At 36.4% G+C, this 23,289-nt stretch carries 17 protein-coding genes; 5 read left to right on the forward strand and 12 right to left on the reverse strand.

Annotated features, from left to right (window positions below):
- The first annotated feature begins 1,346 nt into the window (after positions 1–1,346).
- On the forward strand, positions 1,347–4,214 hold the full coding sequence (locus tag A1704_RS17240; protein WP_062675319.1) for a M16 family metallopeptidase: 2,868 nt from the start codon (positions 1,347–1,349) through the stop codon (positions 4,212–4,214).
- Between the two features lie 123 nt (positions 4,215–4,337).
- On the opposite strand, the gene A1704_RS17245 is transcribed toward A1704_RS17240, so the two are convergent.
- The 3 genes from A1704_RS17245 to A1704_RS17255 form a co-directional block, all read right to left on the reverse strand.
- A complete protein-coding gene (locus tag A1704_RS17245) occupies positions 4,338–5,414 on the reverse strand; it encodes a GNAT family N-acetyltransferase (RefSeq protein ID WP_062675320.1) in 1,077 nt (358 codons plus the stop codon).
- The gene (locus tag A1704_RS17250) at positions 5,411–6,409 is read right to left on the reverse strand and encodes a polysaccharide deacetylase family protein (protein ID WP_062675321.1); all 999 of its coding nucleotides are present in this window, start codon (positions 6,407–6,409) and stop codon (positions 5,411–5,413) included. The genes A1704_RS17245 and A1704_RS17250 overlap by 4 nt, the downstream gene beginning before the upstream one ends.
- A gap of 70 nt (positions 6,410–6,479) precedes the next feature.
- A complete protein-coding gene (locus tag A1704_RS17255) occupies positions 6,480–8,618 on the reverse strand; it encodes a S46 family peptidase (RefSeq protein ID WP_082798820.1) in 2,139 nt (712 codons plus the stop codon).
- 681 nt (positions 8,619–9,299) lie between these two features.
- Between A1704_RS17255 and A1704_RS17260 the strand changes: the two genes are divergently transcribed.
- Complete coding sequence (locus tag A1704_RS17260; protein ID WP_238590653.1) at positions 9,300–9,785, forward strand: copper resistance protein NlpE; 486 nt, start codon at positions 9,300–9,302, stop codon at positions 9,783–9,785.
- A 41-nt stretch (positions 9,786–9,826) separates the two neighbouring features.
- Here the strand turns inward: A1704_RS17260 and A1704_RS17265 are convergent, their stop codons facing one another.
- Positions 9,827–10,474, reverse strand: a complete 648-nt coding sequence (locus A1704_RS17265) for an MgtC/SapB family protein (RefSeq protein WP_062675322.1) — start codon at positions 10,472–10,474, stop codon at positions 9,827–9,829.
- 224 nt (positions 10,475–10,698) lie between these two features.
- Between A1704_RS17265 and A1704_RS17270 the strand changes: the two genes are divergently transcribed.
- From A1704_RS17270 to A1704_RS17280, 3 genes are all read left to right on the forward strand, one after another.
- Positions 10,699–11,097: an immunity 22 family protein gene (locus A1704_RS17270; RefSeq protein WP_157885781.1), complete on the forward strand. Its 399-nt coding sequence runs from the start codon at positions 10,699–10,701 to the stop codon at positions 11,095–11,097.
- Between the two features lie 138 nt (positions 11,098–11,235).
- Positions 11,236–11,691: a hypothetical protein gene (locus tag A1704_RS24830; RefSeq protein ID WP_062675324.1), complete on the forward strand. Its 456-nt coding sequence runs from the start codon at positions 11,236–11,238 to the stop codon at positions 11,689–11,691.
- Between the two features lie 12 nt (positions 11,692–11,703).
- Positions 11,704–12,414 (forward strand): hypothetical protein, encoded by a 711-nt coding sequence (locus A1704_RS17280; RefSeq protein ID WP_062675325.1) that lies wholly within the window; start codon positions 11,704–11,706, stop codon positions 12,412–12,414.
- Between the two features lie 78 nt (positions 12,415–12,492).
- Here the strand turns inward: A1704_RS17280 and polA are convergent, their stop codons facing one another.
- The 8 genes from polA to A1704_RS17320 form a co-directional block, all read right to left on the reverse strand.
- Positions 12,493–15,327, reverse strand: coding sequence for a DNA polymerase I (gene polA, locus A1704_RS17285; RefSeq protein ID WP_062675326.1), 2,835 nt, complete (start codon positions 15,325–15,327; stop codon positions 12,493–12,495).
- A 164-nt stretch (positions 15,328–15,491) separates the two neighbouring features.
- Positions 15,492–15,905 (reverse strand): type VI secretion system tube protein TssD, encoded by a 414-nt coding sequence (tssD, locus tag A1704_RS17290; RefSeq protein WP_062675327.1) that lies wholly within the window; start codon positions 15,903–15,905, stop codon positions 15,492–15,494.
- Between the two features lie 354 nt (positions 15,906–16,259).
- Positions 16,260–17,570: a hypothetical protein gene (locus tag A1704_RS17295; protein ID WP_062675328.1), complete on the reverse strand. Its 1,311-nt coding sequence runs from the start codon at positions 17,568–17,570 to the stop codon at positions 16,260–16,262.
- A 74-nt stretch (positions 17,571–17,644) separates the two neighbouring features.
- The gene (locus A1704_RS17300; RefSeq protein ID WP_062675329.1) at positions 17,645–18,181 is read right to left on the reverse strand and encodes a hypothetical protein; all 537 of its coding nucleotides are present in this window, start codon (positions 18,179–18,181) and stop codon (positions 17,645–17,647) included.
- A 15-nt stretch (positions 18,182–18,196) separates the two neighbouring features.
- Positions 18,197–19,249 carry a LysM peptidoglycan-binding domain-containing protein gene (locus A1704_RS17305; RefSeq protein WP_062675330.1) on the reverse strand — a complete coding sequence of 351 codons (1,053 nt, stop codon included), beginning with the start codon at positions 19,247–19,249 and terminating at the stop codon, positions 18,197–18,199.
- 4 nt (positions 19,250–19,253) lie between these two features.
- Positions 19,254–21,422: a phage baseplate assembly protein V gene (locus tag A1704_RS17310; protein WP_082798821.1), complete on the reverse strand. Its 2,169-nt coding sequence runs from the start codon at positions 21,420–21,422 to the stop codon at positions 19,254–19,256.
- A gap of 206 nt (positions 21,423–21,628) precedes the next feature.
- Entirely contained in the window at positions 21,629–22,042 is a 414-nt protein-coding gene (gene tssD, locus A1704_RS17315) for a type VI secretion system tube protein TssD (RefSeq protein ID WP_062675331.1), read from the reverse strand.
- A gap of 346 nt (positions 22,043–22,388) precedes the next feature.
- Complete coding sequence (locus A1704_RS17320) at positions 22,389–23,252, reverse strand: lytic transglycosylase domain-containing protein (RefSeq protein WP_062675332.1); 864 nt, start codon at positions 23,250–23,252, stop codon at positions 22,389–22,391.
- Between the last annotated feature and the right edge of the window lie 37 nt (positions 23,253–23,289).

The raw sequence follows: 23,289 nt of genomic DNA on the forward strand, positions 1-23,289 counted from the left end.
ATCTTTATATCTTTCGCTTTTCAACGAAGCAATCTCTCTGTCAGTGTCGCTCCGTATTTGCGAGTGCAAAAGTAAAACTTTATTTTTTAATGACCAAATGTTTTTGAAGAAAATTTTAAAGTTTTTTAAGTAACCTTAATCCTTCTCAAAACCTCAATCTCTACACTCCTGCGCTCCCTCTAATTGGGACTGCAAAGATACAAACTCTTTTTAAACTGGCAACTTTTTTTTCAAAAAGTTTTAAAGTTTTTTTTCGTCCGTTTCTTTTTTGAAGTAATATCGTTTCTGCCCATCTAAAGGCGCTTCTGCGCTACTGAATGTCTTTCGTTTTTCAGTGGGGCAAAGATAGTAACTTCATACAACGCAAAACAAGTTTATTTAACATAAATTTCATATTCGGATAGGTTTTTATCCTAATCAGCTGGAAGGCAGAGAGAAAAATTTTAAACATTTGTTTGGAGGTGTGGTTGGAGAGTAAGTGGGTTGGAGGTTGGGGGGATCTGTGTGTGAAGAGGGAATGTGAGATTCGGGGTGCGGGATGCGGGGTTTGGGGTGGCTATGATCAAATAAAGTATATATTATATAATAGAGAGACTAGACTAGAGAGCTGACTTTCCTCGACGAAGACTGAAGAGTATATTTAATATATAAATATAGAGTAATAAGATTTAACTCCTGTACCCGTAATTAATTATAATGCTTCGACTCAGCTCAGCATGACATGGCTAATACTAACTGTTAAAAAAAATCTTAGACATTATACTGTCATTTTACTTTTTTTGAGACTCTCATAAAGAAGCTTGGATTCCTGCAGAATGATACAATGGGAATAGGGATTTACACTCAATAATATGTTTACATAGAATTCTGCAATATGAATGTTCAAACCAATATTCCTTTTATACATGGAGACCCAAATCTCGAAACACAATAACCCGAACCTCATCATTCATCATTCATCATTCATCATTCATCATTCATCATTCATCATTCATCATTCATCATTCACCACTTATCATTAACGACTCCTACCCTAGCCCTGATAGAAATGGTTACCCCGCAGCTTGCGTCGGAGGGTGGGTGGGTTGGAGCGTGGGAGAGCGCTGGTGCGAGGAGTATGAATGGATAGCAGGAATTAGCTCCTGAAAAAATTGGAGAGTTGGGAATATGAAATTATAGTGATTGTATATAATGGTATACGGGATTGACAAACAGTTTCTGTAGAATGATTCGCCTTCTCAACTGTAATAATAGATGTAATAATGATAAAAAGAGGCTAACATTTTTTTTGATTCCTTACATTTGTAGTGCATTCCGGTTTCTAAGGGATGAAATGAGTTTTATATATGACAGACAGAAAATATAAGGAAACGGTACATACAGATAACAACCAATACGACTATATTACGGTAACCCATGACGAAAATAACGTCAGAATCTATACTTTGAAAAATGGATTAAAGGTTTTTCTTGCTCAGAATTTTGATGCCCCAAGAATACAAACCTTCATTCCGGTAAGAACAGGAAGTAATAATGATCCGGCTGATAATACAGGGCTGGCACATTATCTTGAGCATATGATGTTTAAAGGAACTTCAAAAATCGGAACCCAGAACTGGGAAAAGGAAAAAGAACTTCTTGATCAGATCTCGGCTTTATATGAAGAACATAAAGCAGAACAGAATCCTGAAAAGAAAAGGAAAATCTACAAAAAGATTGATGAAGTTTCCCAGGAAGCCAGCCAATATGCCATTGCCAATGAATATGATAAAGCGATTTCTTCTCTGGGAGCCAGTGGTACCAATGCGCATACCTGGTTTGATGAAACGGTTTACAAAAACAATATTCCGAATAACGAACTTGAAAAATGGCTGAAAATAGAAAAGGAAAGGTTCTCTGAAATTGTCCTTCGTCTTTTTCATACTGAGCTTGAATCGGTGTATGAGGAGTTCAACAGGGCGCAGGACAATGATACAAGACTTGTGAACTACGAACTGATGAATGCTCTTTTTCCCACTCATCCCAACGGACAGCAAACTACCCTGGGAAAACCGGAACACCTGAAAAATCCATCGATGAAAGCTATTCACAAGTATTTTGATGAATATTATGTTCCCAATAATTATGCTATGGTATTGGTTGGGGATCTTGATTTCGATGAAACGATCCAATTAATTGATCAATATTTCGGGACTTTACCTTATAAGGAACTTCCTGCAAAAACACCCATTACTGAACAGCCTATTACAGAAGTTGTAGCCAGAACAGTAAAAAGCCCTACTACTCCACGTACTCAGCTTGCATGGAGAACAGATAGCTATGGAACAAGAGAAGCAATGCTGGCTGATATAGTTGCCAATATTCTCAGCAACAGAGGAGAAGCCGGATTATTGGATTTACACATTAACCAGACGCAGAAGATGCTTTGGGCTCAAGCCTTTTCTGTAGGACTAAGACAGTATGGATATTTCTCCATTGTTGCGGTTCCTAAGGAAACACAGACTCTGGAGGAAGCAAAGAATATGGTATTGGATGAAATTGAGCTGATCAAGAAAGGAGATTTTCCGGACTGGATGCTGCCAGCCATCATCAATGATTTCAAACTTCAGAGAATGAAAGGTCTTGAAACTGCCGAAGGTCTCGCCACCAATCTTTACGATTCTTATATAAAAGGAAGAACCTGGGAAGAGGAACTGAATGAAATGGATGAGTATGCCTCTTTCACCAAAGATGACGTAGTGAATTTTGCCAATGAGTTTTTCAAAGAAAACTATGTGGTGGTCAATAAAGAAAAAGGGGTAAACGACAAACTGATCAGAGTTGAGAATCCAGGTATCACTCCTGTTAAGATCAACCGTGATAGTCAGTCTGAATTTTTGAAAGAGATTCTGGCGGATAAAACGGAGGATATTAAGCCTGAATTTATTGATTATCAAAAAGAAATCGTTACAGATGAGCGTAACGGAAAGAAATTAAGTTTCGTAAAGAATAAATACAACGATATTGCTCAGCTGCACTTTATTTTTCCTTTAGGAAGTGATCATGACAGAGATTTAGGGATTTCAACTCAGCTTCTGCAGTATTTGGGAACAGATACTTTTTCACCGGAGGATTTAAAAAAGGAATTTTTCAAAATCGGAATCAGCAATGATTTTAAAACAACGAACAATCAGCTGACCATCTCGCTGAGCGGACTGGAAGAAAATATAGAAAAAGGAATTGCCCTTCTGCAGCATTGGATGCGCAATGTGCAGCCTGATCAGGAAATCTATAATCAGTTTGTGGGAACAGTACTGGAAAACCGCCAGGCCATGAAGAAAGATAAAAACCGTATTATAACGGCCCTGAACAATTATACAAAGCTGGGCAGCAACTCACGTTTTACGGATGTTATTTCTAAGGAAGAGCTTGAAAACAGCAGTGCTGAAGTTTTTACAGACAGAATGAAAAAGCTTTTCCAATATCCTTATCAGGTATTTTTCTATGGTAAAAATTTTGAAACCTTTAAAGAATACATCGGTGAGTACATAGAACCTGAAAGCCTTCAGATACCAGCTGCTAAACTGTATCCGGAACCGGCAACCGGAGGAAACGTGTATTTCATCAACTATGATATGGTTCAGATGGAAATGAGCAAGATTGGTAAAGGAAGCGAGGTGAACCCGCTTCATTTCGGAAAGATCAATGTGTTCAATGAATATTTTGGAAGAGGATTATCTTCCATTGTTTTCCAGGAAATGCGGGAAAGTAAAAGTCTTGCCTACTCTGCTTATGTTTCTTATACAGCGAACTCTGAGCTGAACCATCCTGATTATGTAACGACTTATATCGGAACCCAGCCTGACAAGCTGATGATCGCTGTAGATACCCTGAATGAACTGATGAACGAGCTGCCAGAAGTCCCTATTCAGTTTGAGAATGCCAGAAATGCAGCTCTGAAACAGATTGCTTCTACAAGGGTTACCCGAAACAATATATTTTTCAATACCTTAAGACTGCAGAAATTAAATATCTATCATGATTTCAGAAAAGATATTTATGAACAGATCCAGCAGTTAACATTTGAGGATATCAAGCATTTTTATCAGACAGAAGTCAAATCAATACATTTTAACACCGCTATTATCGGCAAAAAAGAGAATCTTGATATGGAAGCTGTCAACAAAATGGGAATATTTAAAGAAGTAAGTCTGAAAGATATTTTTGGACATTAAAAACAAACCGCCCGATAGAATTATCAGGCGGTTTGTTTTTTTTTATAAATGATAATTGATAATTGATAATTGATCATGTGTAGTTCATCATTCATCATTCATCATTCATCATTTATAAATCTATTACGTCATCATGCAATCTCCGTCACCATCCTGATAGTTTGGGTTAAAATGACCGGGAAGCAATTCCAAAAGATTTTTATGAAACAGGTACTCTCTTTTAAAATCACGTTCATAGATAGGGGAAAATACTTTTGACTGTTGTATTTCCTTGTTTAATGCGGTTTGATAAGAAGTAAAGCCTTTTACTTTATGACTCACGATGAAATAATGTAAAACCCGAATAACCTCATCGAAATTACCGTCCGTAAAAAGGTAAGGTATTTTAAGATAGCCATCACGGAGCTGCAGCAGAAAACAGGATGTAATCTTGTTATTTTTATTTAAAATTTTGATCCAGAAATATTTAAAGCTGTCGGCAAAACTTGAAAACAGGTATTTTTCATCTTTTTTGCCTTCCAAAACCCAGGGATTTTCTATAAAAGAATTGATTTCGTCTGCATTGCGCATCCCGGGAAACCTGTTCATAAAATCTGCACTTTCTTTGTCGATATGATCCAGAATTTCATATTTAAAATCTGGTTTTGGTGCGGCCAGGTTCTTTATTGAGATCACTCCATTGGCAGCGGCATCCAGAATTTGAAAAAGAGGTTTCAACGGTTGTGTTCCCGGTTTCTTTTCAGGAATCATTTTAGCGGCATCGGTTCTGAAGTAGTAGCGTTTGCCTTCTTTGGGAAAGACATATTCAAAAACACCCATAATATTGTAGAGTGCTTCTGCTTCTTTGGTAAATTCTGTAATGGCAATCCGGCCTTCGTATTCTTCAAAAACTTTTTTCAGCAATGCTTTCGCCGGTCTTTTTTTTCTGTATTCCGGGTTTACATACAGGGTACTGAGCCACGCATAGCGGATTTCTTTTCCATCAATGATAAAACAATCCGGAAAACATCCCACATAACCGATCAGTTTATCTTCATAAAAAGCAAGAATAAGAAGCGTATCCCCATCTGCTGCTTTTGGATTCTGAATATGAGACAGCGCACGGTGTCTGGTAACCGGAAGAAAATCATACTGCCGGAAAGCTCCGGAGGATATAAAATCTTCCAGTTCTCTTCTGTTGTATGTTTTCAGCGTTATCATTTTCTTACAATCGTATTTTTATTCATCAGGCTTTTCAATCTGAAATAAGCTGTTTCTTTTTTCAATATCCGAGCCCCACTCTCTCCTATTTCCATAGGAATTCTTTGAAAATTTCTCTTTACACTGTCCAGTTTTATACCGGCACACCCAAAGCTGCAGTAGATCTCTTCATTTTTATAAAGTTCATCAAAAAAATCTTTCTTTACTTCAAAATCGGTAAACGGGAATGCAAAACTTTCGTACAAAAAACCATTTTCTTTTAAATAGGCAAAGGTTCTGTCGGTTGTTGTCATCTGTTCTTTCAAAGACAAATCGCCATATTTGGGGTGATCCCAGCTGTGCGAAGAAATTCCAAAACCTTTGTTGGTAAGTTCTTTTAATTCTTCTGTTGTTAAATAAGGTTTAAATTCCTTTGAATAGGCTTTAAAATCTACCTCAAGTTTTTCAGCAAGCTGATCCAGAATATTTCTTTTCTGATAATTTATGGATAAAATTTTCTTTTGTAGAGCGCGTCTATCTGTTTTTTTTAGCGATAGATTAAAATAAATTTCAGGATCTATTGTTTTCATTTTTTCAGCAGCATCGGCAAGAAGACTCGCTTTGCATCTGAACATCATCTCTTTATTGTCTATGAAAGCCGGATTGATAAAATTACAGGCATATATTCCTTTTCGTTCCAGGATGGGAACTACAATATCGTAAAACTCTCTGAAACCATCATCAAAAGTTAAAAGGGCAATTTTTTTCGAAGGTTTAAAACTTCCGGCCATATAATCTTTGAACTCCTGCCAGTTTACAAACTGAAAATGCTTTGCTATATAATCCAGATCATTCTCAAACTGTTGAGTCGTCTTATAACGGATCACATGTTTTAAATGAGGAAGTTCTTTGTCTGAAACACTGTGATAAAGCGGCAGACAATAGTCCAGCGGAAATGATTTTCCGATATTCCCAGTTTCAAAAGCTGCCAAAACATTGATGATGCTGTCTTTCATCCTATTGTAAATAAAAAGAATCTATTCAAAATTAAATTCAAATAGATTCTTAAAGGTATAACTTTTAAAATTATTTTATGATCTTCATTTCATCAACAAGCCATCTTGAGTCTGCGAACTTATCAATGATGAAAAGGATATATTTTGTATCTACCATGATGTTTCTGCTGAAACGCGGATCATAGTTGATATCACTCATTGTTCCTTCCCACTGTCTGTCGAAATTCAATCCTACAAGGTTTCCGTTGGCATCCAAAGCCGGGCTTCCCGAGTTTCCTCCGGTTGTATGGTTGGTAGCAGTGAATCCTACAGGAACATCACCTGTTTTATCTTTATAGATTCCGAAGTCTTTTTTGTTGTAAAGATCAATCAGTTTCTTGGGAACATCAAATTCGTAATCTCCGGGAACATACTTTTCTATTACTCCTGCAAGGTGAGTCTGGTATCCGTAAGAAACGGCATCTCTAGGAGTAGAACCTTTCACTTTACCGTAAGTTACACGAAGCGTTGAGTTGGCATCCGGGAAGAATTTTCTGTCTTTATCCGTCTTCATCTGCTGCGCCATGAATTTTTTCTGCAAAGCATCAATTTTTGCCTGCATTGAAGTGTATTGCGGATCTGCAGTTTTCATATAGGTTTCTTTCATCGAAACATATAATTGATAAATAGGATCTTTCTTTAAAGTCCTGATCAGTTTATCCTGATTAGAAAATGCTTTATCAATATCGGCAGTTAATGTTCCTCCGTTTACAGCTGTTCTTCCTGTGATGACAGAGTTTTTAGACATATCTTCTACAACAGGAATATTAGCATTCTCATCTTTATATTTGCTGAATCCTGCCGGTAAAAACTGAGGTGCCGTTTTATTCACATATAAAGCCAATAGTTTCGCAGTTACTTTTGCATCAAGCTCAGCACTGTAATCTTTATAGAAAGAAGTTAATTTTGTTTTTAACTTTGAAAGTTCCTTTTCATCCATTCTTCCTGCTTCTACAGAAGCTACGAAGTCATAATAATCTCCGGCAAGCTTCAAAGTCTCTGCATTTCTTATCACTTCTGTGTAGTAAGCATTGTTTAATGCATAAGGAGCCTGATCATTGTACAGTTTATTCAGCTGATCCAAAGTAGTCTTGATCTCAGGATTTTTAGCAACCAAAGAACCTTCATACATTACTTTCTTTTCTACAGCATTGGATTTTTTCAATCCTTCTACTTCACCGATCCATTTTTTCCAATAGTTGGCTACTGAAGCATATTTTGAGGCATATTTGATACGCGTTTCATTGTCAACACGCATTTTTTCGTCCAAAGTTTTTAAAGCTACATCACGTACCGCAATTCTCGCAGGGTCAATATCTTTCATGATCTTCTCTACAGCAATTGCAGGAAGGTATTCTGTAGTTCTTCCCGGGAATCCGAAAACAAAAGTAAAATCGTTCTCGTTTTTATCTTTGATAGAAACCGGTAAATAGTGCTTTGGAACGTAAGGTACATTGTCTTTAGAATATTCTGCAGGTTTGTTGTTCTTGTCTGCATAAATTCTGAACATAGAGAAATCTCCGGTGTGTCTCGGCCAAACCCAGTTGTCCGTATCGCTTCCGAATTTCCCGATGCTTTGAGGCGGAGCTCCTACAAGACGGATATCTTTATACGTTTCGATGGTATAAGCATAGTATTTGTTTCCATAATACATTGGTTTTACCATGATCGACTGGTAAGATTCAATTTTCTGAGAGTTTTTATACACCTCAATATTGTTGTTGATCTTTTTAGTAAGTTCTGGTTCTGTAAGATTGTCTGTACCTTCTAATATCGGATCAGTAACTTCTTTTATATCTACAATAAAATCTACTTTTACTCCCGGATTAGGAAGCTCACCTTCTGTATTTTTTGCCCAAAATCCGTTTGAAAGAAGATCATTCTGAACGGTAGAGTGTGCCTGAATCTGCCCAAAACCACAGTGATGGTTCGTTAAAAGCAATCCTTTAGGCGAAATAATTTCTGCAGTACATCCGCCGTTAAACTGTACAACCGCATCTTTAATGCTTGGTTTCTGAGGATTGAAAATATCTTTTGCAGAAATCTTCATTCCTAAATCCTTCATTTCCTTTTCATTCAGCTCTGTAGGAATCCACATTCCTCCATATTGTTGCGCAAATGCCATTGCAGCTGGCAAAAGAAATACAGATAAAAGTATCTTTTTTGTCATAATCAAAATTTTGCCCCAATTTACAAAGAAAAATAGGAACAGGCTTTATAAAACGGGTGGAAAAGTTACTAAGAGTTCGTTTTTGGAAAATAGTGATGGTCAATGGTGAATTTGCTTCGCAAGTGAATGGTGAATTTTTATAATCAAACAGTAAGTAAATTCATTAAAAATTGACAAGCGAAGCGAATTGACTATTCACTATTCACAATGCGTTCAAAAATTGGATTGTCAATGATGAAGCTTGCTTCGCAAGTGAATGGTGAATTTTTATAATCAAAAAAATAATTAAATTCATTAAAAATTGACAAGCGAAACGAATTGACTATTCACTATTCACAATGCGTTCAAAAATTGGATTGTCAATGATGAAGCTTGCTTCGCAAGTGAATGGTGAATTTTTATAATCAAAAAAATAATTAAATTCATTAAAAATTGACAAGCGAAGCGAATTGACTATTCACTATTCACAATGCATTCAAAAGTTGAATCGTCAATGGTGAATTTGCTTCGCAAGTGAATGGTGAATTTTTATAATCAAACAATAAGTAAATTCATTAAAAATTGACAAGCGAAGCGAATTGACTATTCACTATTCATTCAAACATTCTATCCCTTCCCTCTGGCTCAGTTTTTGTTGATTGGAAGTATATTATTATAAAAAACATCCTTAAATTAATTATTATGATGAAAAGTAAAATGCTCATGTTGGGAATGGTATCTGTTCTATTCCTTGCTTCATGTTCTAAAAAAGAAACCACTGAAACAACAGCTACTACAGATTCTACAACGGCTGTACAACCTACTGCTACGGACAGTATCACTAAAGCAACTCCTACAGCAGCTGGTGACACTTCTGAAAATGCTCTGGACTGGGCAGGTACTTATGAAGCAACAGTTCCTTGTGCAGACTGCCCGGGAATAAAGACTTCTTTGACATTGAATGATGATAAAACATTCAGCATTACAGAGGAATATCTTGAGAGAAATTCAAAGAACCAGGACAAAGGATCTTTCACCTGGGATGCTACTGGAAGCATGATTACTTTAAAAGGGAAATCTGCCAACTATAAATACAAAGTGGGTGAGAATATGCTGATCCAGCTGGATATGGAAGGAAAGGAGATCGATGGTCCCAACAAAGATCTTTATGTATTTAAGAAGAAATAAAAGTAAAGGCTTCGGCCTTTATTTTTTTGCTCTTTCACTGTCTAAAACTGATACGCTTTAATTTTCGGATCATTCACCAGACGTCCGATGACTTCCTCATGATGGCTATTTTTTCCGGTAAGTCTCCATATAATGGTAAAGCTTTCCTGAGAATACTGCTGTTTAAGCATCTGATATCTTAAGTGATTTTCTTTGAATATATTTTCACAATATTTAATATCCTGGGAGTCTGTTACAGCAATTCTGTATTCCCTTACTTTATTATAATTATCAATAAAATTCTGGAGATAAGTCAGGGCACTTAAAATAAGTAATACCAACGTAGTTCCCAACAATGCAATATAAACATAGCCGGAACCTACAGCCATTCCAATAGAAGCAGTTGCCCAGATAGTGGTGGCTGTGGTAATTCCTTCAATTTTATTATCTCCTTTGAAAATAACCCCTGCTCCCAGAAATCCGATTCCTGTAATGATATTAGCTGCCAGACGATCCGGATTGGCCACGCCTATTTTTATAGAAAGTATGGTAAACAGACAGGCACCAAAACACACGAGAATAAAGGTCCTGAGGCCGGCCGACTTATTACGGTATTCACGTTCAGCACCAATAAACAATCCTAGAATAACTGAAATAAGGATCAGCAGCAATTCATTTTTAATAATATAGTGGTCCTGAAGAAAATCCATCTTTTATAATTTAAACAGAGAATAAATTTACAATAAATACTATTAAGGAACTATCTTTGCTGAGGAGATTTTGCGTTGCTGCCTCAAAAAATTTATTGCATGAAAAACTTTTGCAATGTTACATTTTAATTGCGGAAATTTTCTTGTATAAAAGGGATATTCATCAATGCGGAAAAATGTCACTTATTAAAAAATCAAAAAAAATAATACTTATATATATAATTATGGATAAAGAAATTTCACACTTCTGGTTAGGATATTTCAAGAATGAAGAAGATTTTTATAGCTTTATAGAAGAGGATGAAAACTACTATATAGAGGAAGAAACTGATGATCAGTATGTTTCCAAGTTTGCAGAATCACAAAACATCAAATGGTTTGATGATGATTTTATAGAATATGGTTTTGAGGATGAAAACCTTAGTCTTTATGATAAGTTTGCAGAGTATTCTTATGCTGACCAATGGCTTCCGGTTCTGGAAAACAAATTAAACGAACTCAGTCTGGATACACCCGTAAATGCTATTATTTTTGCGACTAGATTTGTGATTCCTAATCCGGTTTCTGTAGAAAATGATGATTTTTCACTGCATTATGTGGGGGAAATAGAATACGATATTTAATAACCAAAGCAAAACTGCTTTCTCAACACCGGCAACAAGTAATTTCATGATACGTGTGATCACTTGTTGCTATTTTTAAAACCTACAGATGATTTAGCCATGATAAGAATAATAAAATAATTCAGATATTTTAATATCATGAAAGAATCCAAACCTCATCAATTCTACTCTTTTCTGAAGAGATGGTTCATTAGTACCACCTTTATTTCAGTGGTTACATTCTTACAATTTTACTGGTCAATGGGAACCCTTTCAGAACGTGTTTCAAGCGGCTGTATAGACTGTTCATTTTTTGAAGATGCGGTGTATATATCCCTTATAGCCGGTGGGTTCTTATCAATTATCTTTTCTCTGCTTTTCTTTGTTAAAAAGATTTTCTTCAAGGCTTCAGTCGAGTTCCTATTCCTGATCTTTGTCTGGTTATTTTGGAACTACACTCTATTTGTAGACAGGGAATCTTCCTGGAGTACTTACGATTTCAATTCGGAAATCCAATATACAATTTCACTTTCCTTTCTACCTGTTACCGTACTGGGATGTTTGTGTGTTGTAATTTTACATTATCAGGAAATAAAAGCTAGATTTGTATCTTAAAAACAAAAACCATTGAAAAAAATCATTTCTACTTTACTTTTTGCTTCTTTAATTGCTTATTCATGTAACAAAACCAAAACCCAGGCTCCGAAAAACTCTTCAGGCATTATAAAAAAGGATACGGCACCAGTTGAGAAGGAACAGTCGATAGCAGGAAAAAAAGTCTCAGATTTTGTATCCAGTCAATATGAAATTCAATACGAAACCGAAGGTGATCTCAACCATGACGGACTTGCTGATAAAGCTTTGGTTCTTAGAAAAAAAGACGACACTTTAGCACAGAGAACTATGATAGTCCTTCTAAAGAATCCTGACAAAACATACCGGTTATTTAAAAGTTCTGAAACCGTTTTTCCCGATGAATACAATGAATCTGGTTATAAAATGCACGATCCTGAAGACATCAGTATTGAAAAAGGAACATTGAATATCAATCTCTATGATATCGGACCTTATGGTAATCTGTTCAGTAAATTCAAATATGTGAATGACAACCTGATTCTTACCTATATTGAAACGTATAATATGGGTGCAGGTTCCCACTCTGCCCTCTATTATGAGCCTATGAAAGGTAAAGTAATACTGGAAACGGTAAATACCATGGAAGAAGAAATGCCATCAGAAACTAAAAAAGTACAGGTAAAAAAAGAAAGATTTTTATTTGAAAATGTTTCTCCTGATGATGTTGTCACCAATGTTTACAATTCTGTAGAACAGGAGTAAGCTATCCAGTTCTAACAAAATAAAACTTCCGCCTAAAAGACGGAAGTTTTTTATTTAAAGTATGATTTATAGTATTGATTAATGTGCTTCTAACCAGTTATCTCCTACTCCAATTTCTACCAATAGCGGAACCTGTGTTTTTAAGGCACTTTCCATTTCAGTTTTGATTAGTTTTGAGGCTGTATCAATCTCATCTACCGGAGATTCGAACACCAATTCGTCATGTACCTGAAGCAGCATCTTTGTTTTAAGCTGTTGCTCTTCAAGTTCTCTGTCTATTTTAATCATGGCAAGCTTTACAACATCTGCTGCACTTCCCTGAACTGGTGCGTTTACAGCATTTCTTTCCGCATGACCTCTTACCACAAAATTATTGGAATTAATATCTTTCAAATGACGTTTTCTTCCTAAAATAGTTTCAACATATCCTATCTGGCGTGCTTTGTTCACCTGCTCAGCCATGTACTCCTTCAGTTTCGGATAGGTTTCAAAGTAAGCTTCGATCATCTGTTTGGCTTCTGTACGGGATAATCCGGTTTGTTCTGCCAAAGCAAAAGCTCCTTGTCCATAGATAATTCCAAAGTTTACGGTTTTAGCCTGACTTCTCTGGGTTTTGGATACCTCAGCCAAAGGAATTTTAAAGAGTTTTGCAGCGGTAGAAGCGTGGATATCTTCTCCATCCTGAAAAGCTTTGATCATATTATCCTCTCCGGAAATCTCAGCAATCAAACGAAGTTCAATCTGAGAGTAATCGGCAGAAATAATCTTCTTCCCTTCTCCGGAAACAAATGCTCCACGGATCTGCTGGCCCCTTACCGTTCGGATCGGAATATTCTGCAGGTTAGGGTTTACACTCGCCAAACGGCCTGTAGCGGCTGTAGTCTGTGAAAAGTTGGTATGTACTCTGTTATCTTTTTTCTCAATCTGTGAAGGCAATGCATCCACATAGGTTGATTTTAATTTCTGATAGGTTCTGTATTCCAGAATATGCTTGATGATCTCATGTTTTGAACTCAATTTTTGAAGAACATCTTCTGAGGTTGCGTATTGTCCAGTCTTTGTTTTCTTAGCCTTAGGATCCAGCTGTAATTTTTCAAATAGAATTTCTCCCAACTGTTTAGGGGAATTCATATTGAATTCTTCTTCTGAAAGTTCAAAAATCTTTGTTTCCAGCTGTTTCAGATCATTTTCAAGGTCAACACTTTCCTGTGCCAACCATTTTTCATCCAAAGAAATCCCTGAAAGTTCCATTTTTGCAAGTACTTCCATCAGAGGCATTTCAATGGTAAAGAAAAGCTCTTCCAGGTTTTCTTTTTTCAGCTGCGGTGCGAAAAGTTCATACAGTTGGAAAGTGATGTCTGCATCTTCCGCCGCGTAGTCTGTCTGCGTTCTCAGATCAGCATCTCTGAAATTCCCCTGTTTTTTCCCTTTTTTTCCGATGATGGTTTCAATGGATACCGGTTTATAGTTCAGATATACTTCTGAAAGGTAATCCATTCCGTGTCTTCCATCCGGATTCAGCAGGTAGTGGGCAATCATGGTATCGAACATAGCCCCTTTAACGGTGATGTCGTACTGTTTTAAAACTTTATAATCGTATTTTAGATTGTGAGCAATTTTAAGCAGGTCTTCTTTTTCAAAAAACGGTCTGAAGATCTCCAGGGTTTGCAACACTTCTTCTCTGTTTTCAGAGAGAGGAATGTAGTAGGCAAGTCCTTTTTTATAAGAGAAGCTCATTCCTACCAGTTCTGCTTCCAGTTCGTTTAATGATGTAGTTTCCGTATCGAAACATACTACTTTCTGCTGCAGCAGGTTGTCTACCAGTTTTTTCTGAGCTTTCGGATTATTGATAAACTGATAAAGGTGATCATTATTCTCAATCGTTGACTTTGTAGAAGTAGCCTGTTCCAATTCTTCAAAATTGGCAAAAAGGTCAAGCTGCATCACCTGCCCTTTTACTTCGGTTCCGGCCGGAGTCTGCTTTACTTCTACTTCACTTACAACCACTGTTTCTACAGCTGCAGGAGCAAAAGCCCTGTATAAGTTTTCGTATAACCTTCTGAATTCTATTTCATCAAAGACTTCTTTTACTTTTTCAAAATCAGGAGTTTCAAGGTCATATTGTTCCTGATGGAATTCTACAGGAGCGTCACAAATAATGGTTGCCAGTTTTTTAGACATAATACCACGTTCTGCGGAAGCTTCTACTTTTTCTTTCAGTTTTCCTTTCAGTTTATCCGTATTGGCTAATAAATTTTCAATGCTGCCGAATTCTTTCAGGAATTTCATAGCCGTTTTTTCTCCTACCCCTTCTAATCCAGGGATATTATCTACTGCATCTCCCATCATAGCAAGGAAATCTATCACCTGCTTAGGATCATCAATCTCATATTTTGCCTTTACTTCTTCAACTCCGAGAATTTCGATATCGCCACCTTTTAAACCTGGCTTATAAATTTTAATTTTATCGGTAACCAGCTGTGCAAAATCTTTATCCGGCGTCACCATGAAAGTGGTATATCCTTCTTTTTCTGCTTTGCATGCGATAGTTCCAATGACATCATCGGCTTCATATCCTTCCACACCAAGAATCGGGATGTGCATTGCTTCCAGAATTTTGTGAATATATGGAATCGCAATTTTGATTGCTTCGGGAGTTTCGCTTCTGTTGGCTTTATATTCTGAGAAATCATCAGTTCTTACACTGGCCTGTCCAACATCAAAAACGACTGCCAGGTGTGTTGGTTTTTCTCTTCTGATCAATTCGATCAAAGAATTGGTAAAACCAAAGATGGCAGAAGTATCCAGACCTTTGCTGGTAAGTCTCGGATTCCTGATTAATGCGTAATATCCTCTGAAAATCATCGCATAAGCATCGATGAGAAACAGCCTTTTATCTTGTGTTGCGTCCATATTTTGAATAATGAACAAATATAAGAAAATAGGAGTAAAAACTGGCAGCCCGTTGAAGGGTTTCGGGAATGGAAATTCGGGTTCGAGGGTTCGAGATGGGGTTAAAAAAACAAAACAGCATACCCGAAGGTACACTGTTCCTTTTTTTATTTAAGTTTATGGGATTATTTACCTGAAGAAGGCCACAGTCCTGCGTACTGAGAAGTACCGTAATCAATGGTTTCAGCACTTACTACGAAGCTGATCAGCATACTGTTGCTGTCTACTGCATCGAAATCTACTTCGTGCTGGATTACGTATCCGTTCTCCCATTTCAAAGTGATCAGTGTTCCTTCTTCGTGAGATTTGTTGAAAGTGATCTCTCCTACTGTCGGCTTGTATTTACCGTTTAGTAAGCTTTCAAGGATGTCTGACTTTTCAGTAGCTTCTACTGTCACCTTGATTAATGCATTGGAAGGATCTGATGCTACACGTCCTGATACGTCTGTAGATCTTGATACACTGTAGTTCATTTTTAACAGTTTCTGCCCTTCACCGTTGTTGAATTTTAAGATTCCTCTTGAATTTCTTTCTGCCATGATTGTAAATTTTAATCGTTAGTAATAAATTGTAATTCAATAATTATATAACAAAGATAGCCTCCTTGGGTTTGATAAAAAAGCAATTGAAGGGAAATCTGAAAAAGTGTCGTAATTGTACGATTTGATGTAGTAGTTCTACGATTTCGTGTCGTAATTCTACGATATTAGATTTAAAACAAAGCACAATACACTGTAAATAAATATTTTAAAAAGGATTAAAAATCTTCAACAAACACCAACTTATTACACTATTAAGAGAAATAATATACATAAAATTCACTTATATACATAAAAAAGACCTTATCCAGGTCTGGTTATTTTATCTTTTAAAAATCAAAAATTGGATTGAGTCTAGGCATCATTTGCTATTACATGTATTCCGTTTCCGGCATCTTCCGCCATTGCATTGGCTAATATTCTTCTTGAGTCTTCAGAAAAATACGTAGCGATAAATGGGAAAAAGAAACCGATGAATCCACCACCTTTTACGCCAAGTTTACCAATATTTTTGATATTCTGCATTTTTATGCTGGGAAGTTCTTTGGCTAAATTCGGTAAGTTTCGGGGACGTACTCTTCCTAAGCCGTCTTTTGCTGTGGCAACCAGAGATTCTGAATATTTGCCGTTACGGATATTTTCTACAATAGCCTTTCCTTCAGATGTTTTCCATACTTCACGGGAATCTACACCTTCTAAAGCTGTCAAATCTTTAGATAAAGCTGTCCCTTGTTTTATTTCAATCAGGTTTTTTTGCCAATCCTGGACATACCATTTTCCGTTAAAGAAAATAGGGGTTTTACCGTCTCTGCTTGCCAATCCTCCTTTTTCATTAAGTTCCAGAATATCCGGGCTGGCAAGATCTGAAGGAGTTATGCCCGTCACATTTTTTGGAAAATCCTTTAGGTATCCGGGAACTCTGCTGTTTTCATCTGCTTCTTTATTCATATCCTGATAATGGCTATTATCTTCCAATGAGTTGCTTCTGATGATTTCTCTTTCCCAGTAACTTCCTTCGTTCATTACTGCCATGGTTCCACCCATCCACAATAGCGTCTTACCGATTCCCATTTCTACTCCTGCAATAACGATCCCAGCTCCTCCGAAGAAAGAAGCAGCGGCATTGAGAACAATTTCCTTTCCATTATTACTCTCGATCTGCTGTGCGTATTTCTTGGCCACAGAATAGCTGAATATGGGGCTTAATAGTCCTCCGGTATCACAAACCAGTATAGAGTTCTGGGTGATGGCCATAAATTGATCAAATTTTACTTTTTCATGTTCAATTTTCCAGTTTCCTTTTCCTAAAGATTCAGTACATAAGTGGTTTATTTTTGTTGCATGATATGCTGCTGCTGCTCCACATGCCAGAACACCAACTCCCACGGCTAATGCAGCCCAGCCAATAGGTCCGGATAACACAAGCAGTGCACCAACAATAAGGCCTGCTCCAAAGCAAAGAAATCCCCACATGGCATTTTTAGGACTTTTACAGGGAAATTCTTTATTGATATTTCGATCTTCTTTTGTTAATAAGGGCCGGGTTTTATCAGATCCATAGAAAACAGTAATGGGTTCTCTTGTAGGAATTAATTGTCTTGGTTCTGAATCGGTTTGAAATGTACACACTGTGTAAACATCTTTGGGTATATAGGAAGCACTCATAATGTTACATTTTATTGATTAAAACATCCTGTAAATAGTGAATTTGTCTTTTAAATTTTCAGAGTTTATATGTCTTAATTATATTGTGAATACCAATAAACATTCTGAAGACTTTTCTTTTCTGTTTTTGAAAAATGGAGTTCTTTCTGAGCTGATATCAGAAATTTTTTAAGTTCGTTTCCTTTCTCTTCTTCGTATTTGTTTTTGTATTCAACATCATTTAAGTAAATGTCTGTCTTATTTTTCAAGCGGAATCTGAAGTATATTTTTGAGCTTTGCAATGACGGTGCTTTGGTTTCATAATCATAAGCATAAAATCCTTCAATATCTGTCTTGGAATATTTTTCAGGAGTCTGGTTTCCCTTCTGTATATAAAAATAGTTTTCATCAAACCAGATTTTCAACTTCACAGAAATTGCTTTCAGGATCAGATAACAGCTTCCAAAATAAAAAAGGAAAAAAAACATAACGAAAGAAAGTCTGAATACTCCTTTGAAGAGAACATAATACAATGCTCCATAGAAAACCAGGCATGGGATAATAACCAGAAGTGTTCTGGCAATATGATAAGGCAAAACGTTATTGAATGTAAACACTTTATTTTCGGCCATACTTAAAAATTACTTTTAATATTCAATTTGTTTTAGATCAAACTGGGTAACAAACTGATAATTATTTTTTACTTCTTCTTTCATTAATGCTGATGCATTGATGATAGTTCCTGTTTTTTTATCGACCATTCTTCTGATTCTATAATCATAATTATATTCACTGAAACCATATTCAATAATAGGTTTGTAGAATTTGTTGTATTGTTCTTCCAGCACAGCATTATCTATTTTATCTTTTAAAAGTGTCCCCACAGTTCTGAATTCTATAAAGTAATCATCTTCTTTTATAATGGTATGCTGCAATTCCAGTTCAATAGGAACATTGACAAATATCTGTGAAATAAACTTTAAAACATCATTTTGCTTTCTCTTTTTACGGGCATCAAAATCATTAAACAAGACATGATAAAGAAGAGACTTGTCATAGGTTTTTCTCAGATTGGCTTCGTTCTCAAATTCCAGTCCGCCACCTTTGATGATATCTTCAGCAGCTTTGGAGTTAATTTTCTCCACCTGTCTGTAAAATTCCGAAGCTTTTAATTTGGGTTTAAAAAGTTCCCATTTTTCTTTTATCTGGGGAAAATTTTCTACTCCTTTTATGGTATGGTCATCATTTAAATTGAAAATTACATCTTCTTTATCAAATTCCAGTTCTTTGACAGCTTCTATAGCAAGAGCCATATTTTCGGGATTTATTTTATATAAATATTCCTTAAGCTTCACTTTAGCTTTAGTATTGGCTGCATCTTTTTCAACAACATACTCTTTTTTGGTATTGCAATGAAATGTGATTCTATCTTCAACCTTTGTAGTATTGAACTGTTCGCATCTGTATCTTGCTTTTTGGGGAAATTTCCTGTCTTCTATTGCCTTATTGATTTCTTCACCTGTTTTCTTTTCTAAAAAAAGATATTGCAGATGAATAGGCAGTTTTTCTCCAATAATAAAATTTGTGGTTCCACAATAGAGGTTATGAAAATTGATCAGTTCTTTAACCGATGTCCCTTGTTTCTCTGCAAGAGATTCCAGGGTATCTCCTTTTTTAATCTCGTATTTTATAAAATCCATTCTGTTAATTGATATCTACCTGTGATCCTGTTATTTTTGTCAAGCCTTTAAAATTAGCTGTTGCACCGCCTCCGTTGATGTCGATTTCATCACTTTTAATAGAAACCTTCGTTCCGGTAATGATAATCTCACTGTTACCTACTTTAATGGTAATTTTCTGGGCTCCGGTTAAATCAATCACTCCGGCATTATCCATTGTAAATACACTCTGGTCTTTGCCTACTGAGACTTTATGGGTATTGCCTACGTCTGAAATATGATCGCAGCCTACTTCCAGTTTTTTATTGTTTCCAATCTTATCTGTTTTATCATTACCAACAGTTTTAGTGCTGTTGTTATTGGCATTATGTATAACATTTCCGGATCCGTCAAAAAACATATTTGCACCACCCTGATCTTTAAGATTCATCGATCCGGCTCCGTTATCATACTTTAATTCTGCACCACTTCTACCGCTAAAGCTCATTATATTATTTCCAGCTCCGCCACCGGCTCCTATACTACCATGAAACATTCCTCCCATTACGAAAGGACGGTCAGGATGCTGATGTACAAAATTGACAATTACCTGGTCTCCAACTTCAGGAACTGACATAAAGCCTCTATTTTTATTGACCTTATCACTGCTTCCTGCATCCGGAGACATTACACGGATAAATTCTGTACTGTCCGGCCCGTTTTGCCAGTCAAACTGTACCTGAACTCTTCCCTGATTCATAGGATCTGTATTGGAAATTACTTTTGCAAACTGAGCCTCAGCTCTCGGAGTTTCGAATTCAGGCCGTGGTATAAAACCTGTGTCTGCGGCAATTGCTTCAAATTTACCGTCGTAGTAACCTCTTGCATCTACTTCATGGGTTACTTCGATAATCATCAGCTTGGTAAAATAGGAAGTTTCATTTGTTGAAGATTTCCGCATTTCAATATCTGCTGTACATCCCGGATATAAAAACGGAACAGTAGTTGTCCCCGATGTAATAAATACTTCCGAGGCTTTACTTCCTGCTGTTCCTTTCTGTGAGGCATCAATGTCCATAAAAGAGGTTGCTTTTATTGGGGCTACTCTCAAAGAAGGTGTGGTGAAGATCTTTTCAGATATTTCGTAGGCTCTTTTTGCAATATCTGAAGTATGGCTGATTTTCGAACTTCCAGTGGTCAGTTTTTCATTTTTACTGCTGTTATAGCCATAAAATGTAGGGTTGACATGCTGTGCCTTCATTTTGACAGCAATATCACTTACGCTGCTTCCATAGGTAAGTTTAACAGGTTTTTCCTGAGGTGGAAGTTTTCCAAAATGTAATACTTCACCATCATAATAAAACTGCTCACCATAAGCCTCAGCTATTCTCGCCAGATAATTATAATGAGTTTCTTCGTATTGTGAACTGTAGGCTACATTTCCGTGCTGAGCATCTATTCTGAAGTCGAATTTATTTTGTCCCAGCCCTTCACGGATCACCTGGTCGGCAATACTATTCAGGCTGACAGGCTGTCCACCTCCAAAACTCTGAATATGGGGAGCCGCATCTAAAAGTACTGTCGGGCTAAAACCTTTAAGAACGATATTTCCAAGGCTTCCCTTTTCCTGGCTGAAACCTACTTCTGTAATGACTCCTACAAAATTACGTTCAGCGCCTTTTTCTACATCTTTATATTTAAATACAACAGTAATTCTTTTTCCTAAAAAGCTTTGGGCCTCTTCAAGATTGTGATTTTCTGCATTACCAAGGGCATCATGAGCCAACATCAGGTTGAATTCATGATGTTTTGCAGCACTCTGGGTAAGTTTGAAATGCTTAAAATGTTTGATAATTTGTCCTTCAATAACCACATCCAGCTTTACCACACGATTGATTCCTGCAATAAAACTTTGAGCAATAGCTTCAGCATTGTGTATTTTTGAAGTTGGCTGTTTCGCCCACACTTTATTATCAACAATAGAAGGATTGTTCGGTACAAAAGTCTGGTTCATAAACATATCAGCACCTTGAGCAGCATTTAAACTTTGCTGTCCTGCTTTTGCTACCTTTTTTACTTTTTCATCTGCCTTATTCAATTTTCCTTCTGCTTTTTTGGTAACATTCTCCTGCACTGTATTTTTCAACTGTTGTTTGCCCGCGTTTATCTCGTTTTTCGGGTTTGCTACTTTAATTTTTTTATCATCCTGAAACATAGCGTTTTGTATTTAAGTTAAATCGTAAATAAACTGCTGATACTTACAGCATAGAAAGTGTGAGATTGATAAATCATTTGTGCATCTATCATTTTCCTTTTGAAAAATGATTTTCGAAATTCTTTTAAACGGAAAAACAGAACAGTATACCCGAATGAGCGTACTGTTCTGTACCAATTTTATTTTTACTAAGATGATGAATAGGCTTATTTACCTGCTGAAGGCCATAATCCTGCGTACTGAGAAGTACCGTAGTCAATGGTTTCAGCGCTGATTACGAAGCTGATGAGCATACTGTTGCTGTCTATTGCGTCGAAATCTACTTCGTGCTGGATTACGTATCCGTTTTCCCATTTCAAAGTAATCAGTGTTCCCTCTTCGTGAGATTTGTTGAAAGTGATTTCCCCTACTGTTGGCTTGTATTTACCGTTTAACAAGCTTTCAAGGATGTCTGATTTTTCAGTAGCTTCTACTGTTACTTTGATCAATGCATTAGAAGGATCTGATGCTACACGTCCTGAAACGTCTGTAGATCTGGAAACGCTGTAATTCATTTTTAACAGCTTCTGTCCTTCTCCGTTGTTGAATTTTAAGATTCCTCTTGAATTTCTTTCGGCCATGATTAGTAAATTTAATCGTTAGTAATATTTTGTGATTTGGTGATTGTGTTAGCAAATATAGAGGCTCTTTTTCGCTAAAAAAAACTTTTGAATATAAATCTGAAAATTTGTAGTAGTTCTACGATTTCTTGTAGTAATTCTACGACAATTGATTTAAGAACACCAACCAAAAGCCTATCAATAAAAGGTTTTAATTGATTGAAAATTAACAACAAAAACAATAATTTTCCACATCAGTGAGAAATATTAAGATTTTCTTAATAAATATTAGGATGTTTTTAACAGATTATCCAATAAAAAAGCAACCGTTTTATGGGTTGCTTTTTTATTGTTATCGGATATTATTTTACTGTTGAGTTTTTCCACCTTCTTTTATGGAACGAACCAATATTTTGTTTTTTCTCAGCAGAAAATCAGGCATCAGATCCACAGGAAGATAGAATGGACTTTCTCCTTTTTTCTGGAGTTCTTCTACGATTCCCGGATTCCAGGCAAGGATTTTGTCTACTTCTACGTTCAATTCTGCAGCAACAACGTTCAGATTGAATCCGGCATTGATCTCTGTTTCTGAAAGCGCTGCAGCAGTTTCTTTACGATCTCCCTCAAAGAAAATCTTGTTAAGCCTTGCAGAATTATAATTATTCAATACACTCTGAAGTTCTCCTGTTGCATAGCATGCATTAAGATATTTCTTCACATGATTAATGGTTTCTCCCGGAAGGTATTTATAAAACACATGATATTGAGTAGAGCCAGCAGCTTCCATTGCTTTGGCAATATTTCCTTCACCACAGTTATAGGCTGCAACCACGGTCACCCAATTATTGTACTTTTTATAAAGATTACTTAAGGAAATGGTAGCGGTTTTAGTACTTTTATAAATGTCAGTACGTCCTTGCTCTGTAAGCCCGTATTGGTTGGCATGTGCAGTCATAAACTGCCAGATTCCTACTGCTCCGGCACCTGAGGTAATATTTCTGTCAAAATGCGATTCAATCAGGGCCAGATTTCTCAAATGCTTGGGAAGGCCTTTCTGAAGGAGTAATTGTTCAATAAATTCTACAAGATCCTTATTGGCATTAATGATACCTTTATACTTTTTCACACTGCTTTCAGAGGTATCGGAAGCGGCAAGAAACTGTCCGTTGATCATGATAACGGATCCTAATAATAGAAAACCTGTAAAGATATTTCTGACAATTGTTTTCATTTTAATTTTATTTATAAGCTAAAAGGCAAAAGTGGGT

It is taken from the genome of Chryseobacterium cucumeris (assembly GCF_001593385.1).
In the GTDB taxonomy this organism is placed as follows: Bacteria; Bacteroidota; Bacteroidia; order Flavobacteriales; family Weeksellaceae; genus Chryseobacterium; species Chryseobacterium cucumeris.

What these genes read in the sequence shown, in the direction of transcription:
- A1704_RS17320 (WP_062675332.1), bottom strand. Translation starts at nt 23,252, where the DNA reads ATGAAAACAATTGTCAGAAATATCTTTACAGGTTTTCTATTATTAGGA.
- polA (WP_062675326.1), bottom strand. Translation starts at nt 15,327, where the DNA reads ATGGACGCAACACAAGATAAAAGGCTGTTTCTCATCGATGCTTATGCG.
- A1704_RS17255 (WP_082798820.1), bottom strand. Translation starts at nt 8,618, where the DNA reads ATGACAAAAAAGATACTTTTATCTGTATTTCTTTTGCCAGCTGCAATG.
- tssD (WP_062675327.1), bottom strand. Translation starts at nt 15,905, where the DNA reads ATGGCAGAAAGAAATTCAAGAGGAATCTTAAAATTCAACAACGGTGAA.
- A1704_RS17260 (WP_238590653.1), top strand. Translation starts at nt 9,300, where the DNA reads ATGATGAAAAGTAAAATGCTCATGTTGGGAATGGTATCTGTTCTATTC.
- A1704_RS17270 (WP_157885781.1), top strand. Translation starts at nt 10,699, where the DNA reads ATGGATAAAGAAATTTCACACTTCTGGTTAGGATATTTCAAGAATGAA.
- A1704_RS17305 (WP_062675330.1), bottom strand. Translation starts at nt 19,249, where the DNA reads ATGGATTTTATAAAATACGAGATTAAAAAAGGAGATACCCTGGAATCT.
- A1704_RS17250 (WP_062675321.1), bottom strand. Translation starts at nt 6,409, where the DNA reads ATGAAAGACAGCATCATCAATGTTTTGGCAGCTTTTGAAACTGGGAAT.
- A1704_RS17300 (WP_062675329.1), bottom strand. Translation starts at nt 18,181, where the DNA reads ATGGCCGAAAATAAAGTGTTTACATTCAATAACGTTTTGCCTTATCAT.
- A1704_RS17240 (WP_062675319.1), top strand. Translation starts at nt 1,347, where the DNA reads ATGACAGACAGAAAATATAAGGAAACGGTACATACAGATAACAACCAA.
- A1704_RS17295 (WP_062675328.1), bottom strand. Translation starts at nt 17,570, where the DNA reads ATGAGTGCTTCCTATATACCCAAAGATGTTTACACAGTGTGTACATTT.
- A1704_RS24830 (WP_062675324.1), top strand. Translation starts at nt 11,236, where the DNA reads ATGAAAGAATCCAAACCTCATCAATTCTACTCTTTTCTGAAGAGATGG.
- tssD (WP_062675331.1), bottom strand. Translation starts at nt 22,042, where the DNA reads ATGGCCGAAAGAAATTCAAGAGGAATCTTAAAATTCAACAACGGAGAA.
- A1704_RS17310 (WP_082798821.1), bottom strand. Translation starts at nt 21,422, where the DNA reads ATGTTTCAGGATGATAAAAAAATTAAAGTAGCAAACCCGAAAAACGAG.
- A1704_RS17265 (WP_062675322.1), bottom strand. Translation starts at nt 10,474, where the DNA reads ATGGATTTTCTTCAGGACCACTATATTATTAAAAATGAATTGCTGCTG.
- A1704_RS17245 (WP_062675320.1), bottom strand. Translation starts at nt 5,414, where the DNA reads ATGATAACGCTGAAAACATACAACAGAAGAGAACTGGAAGATTTTATA.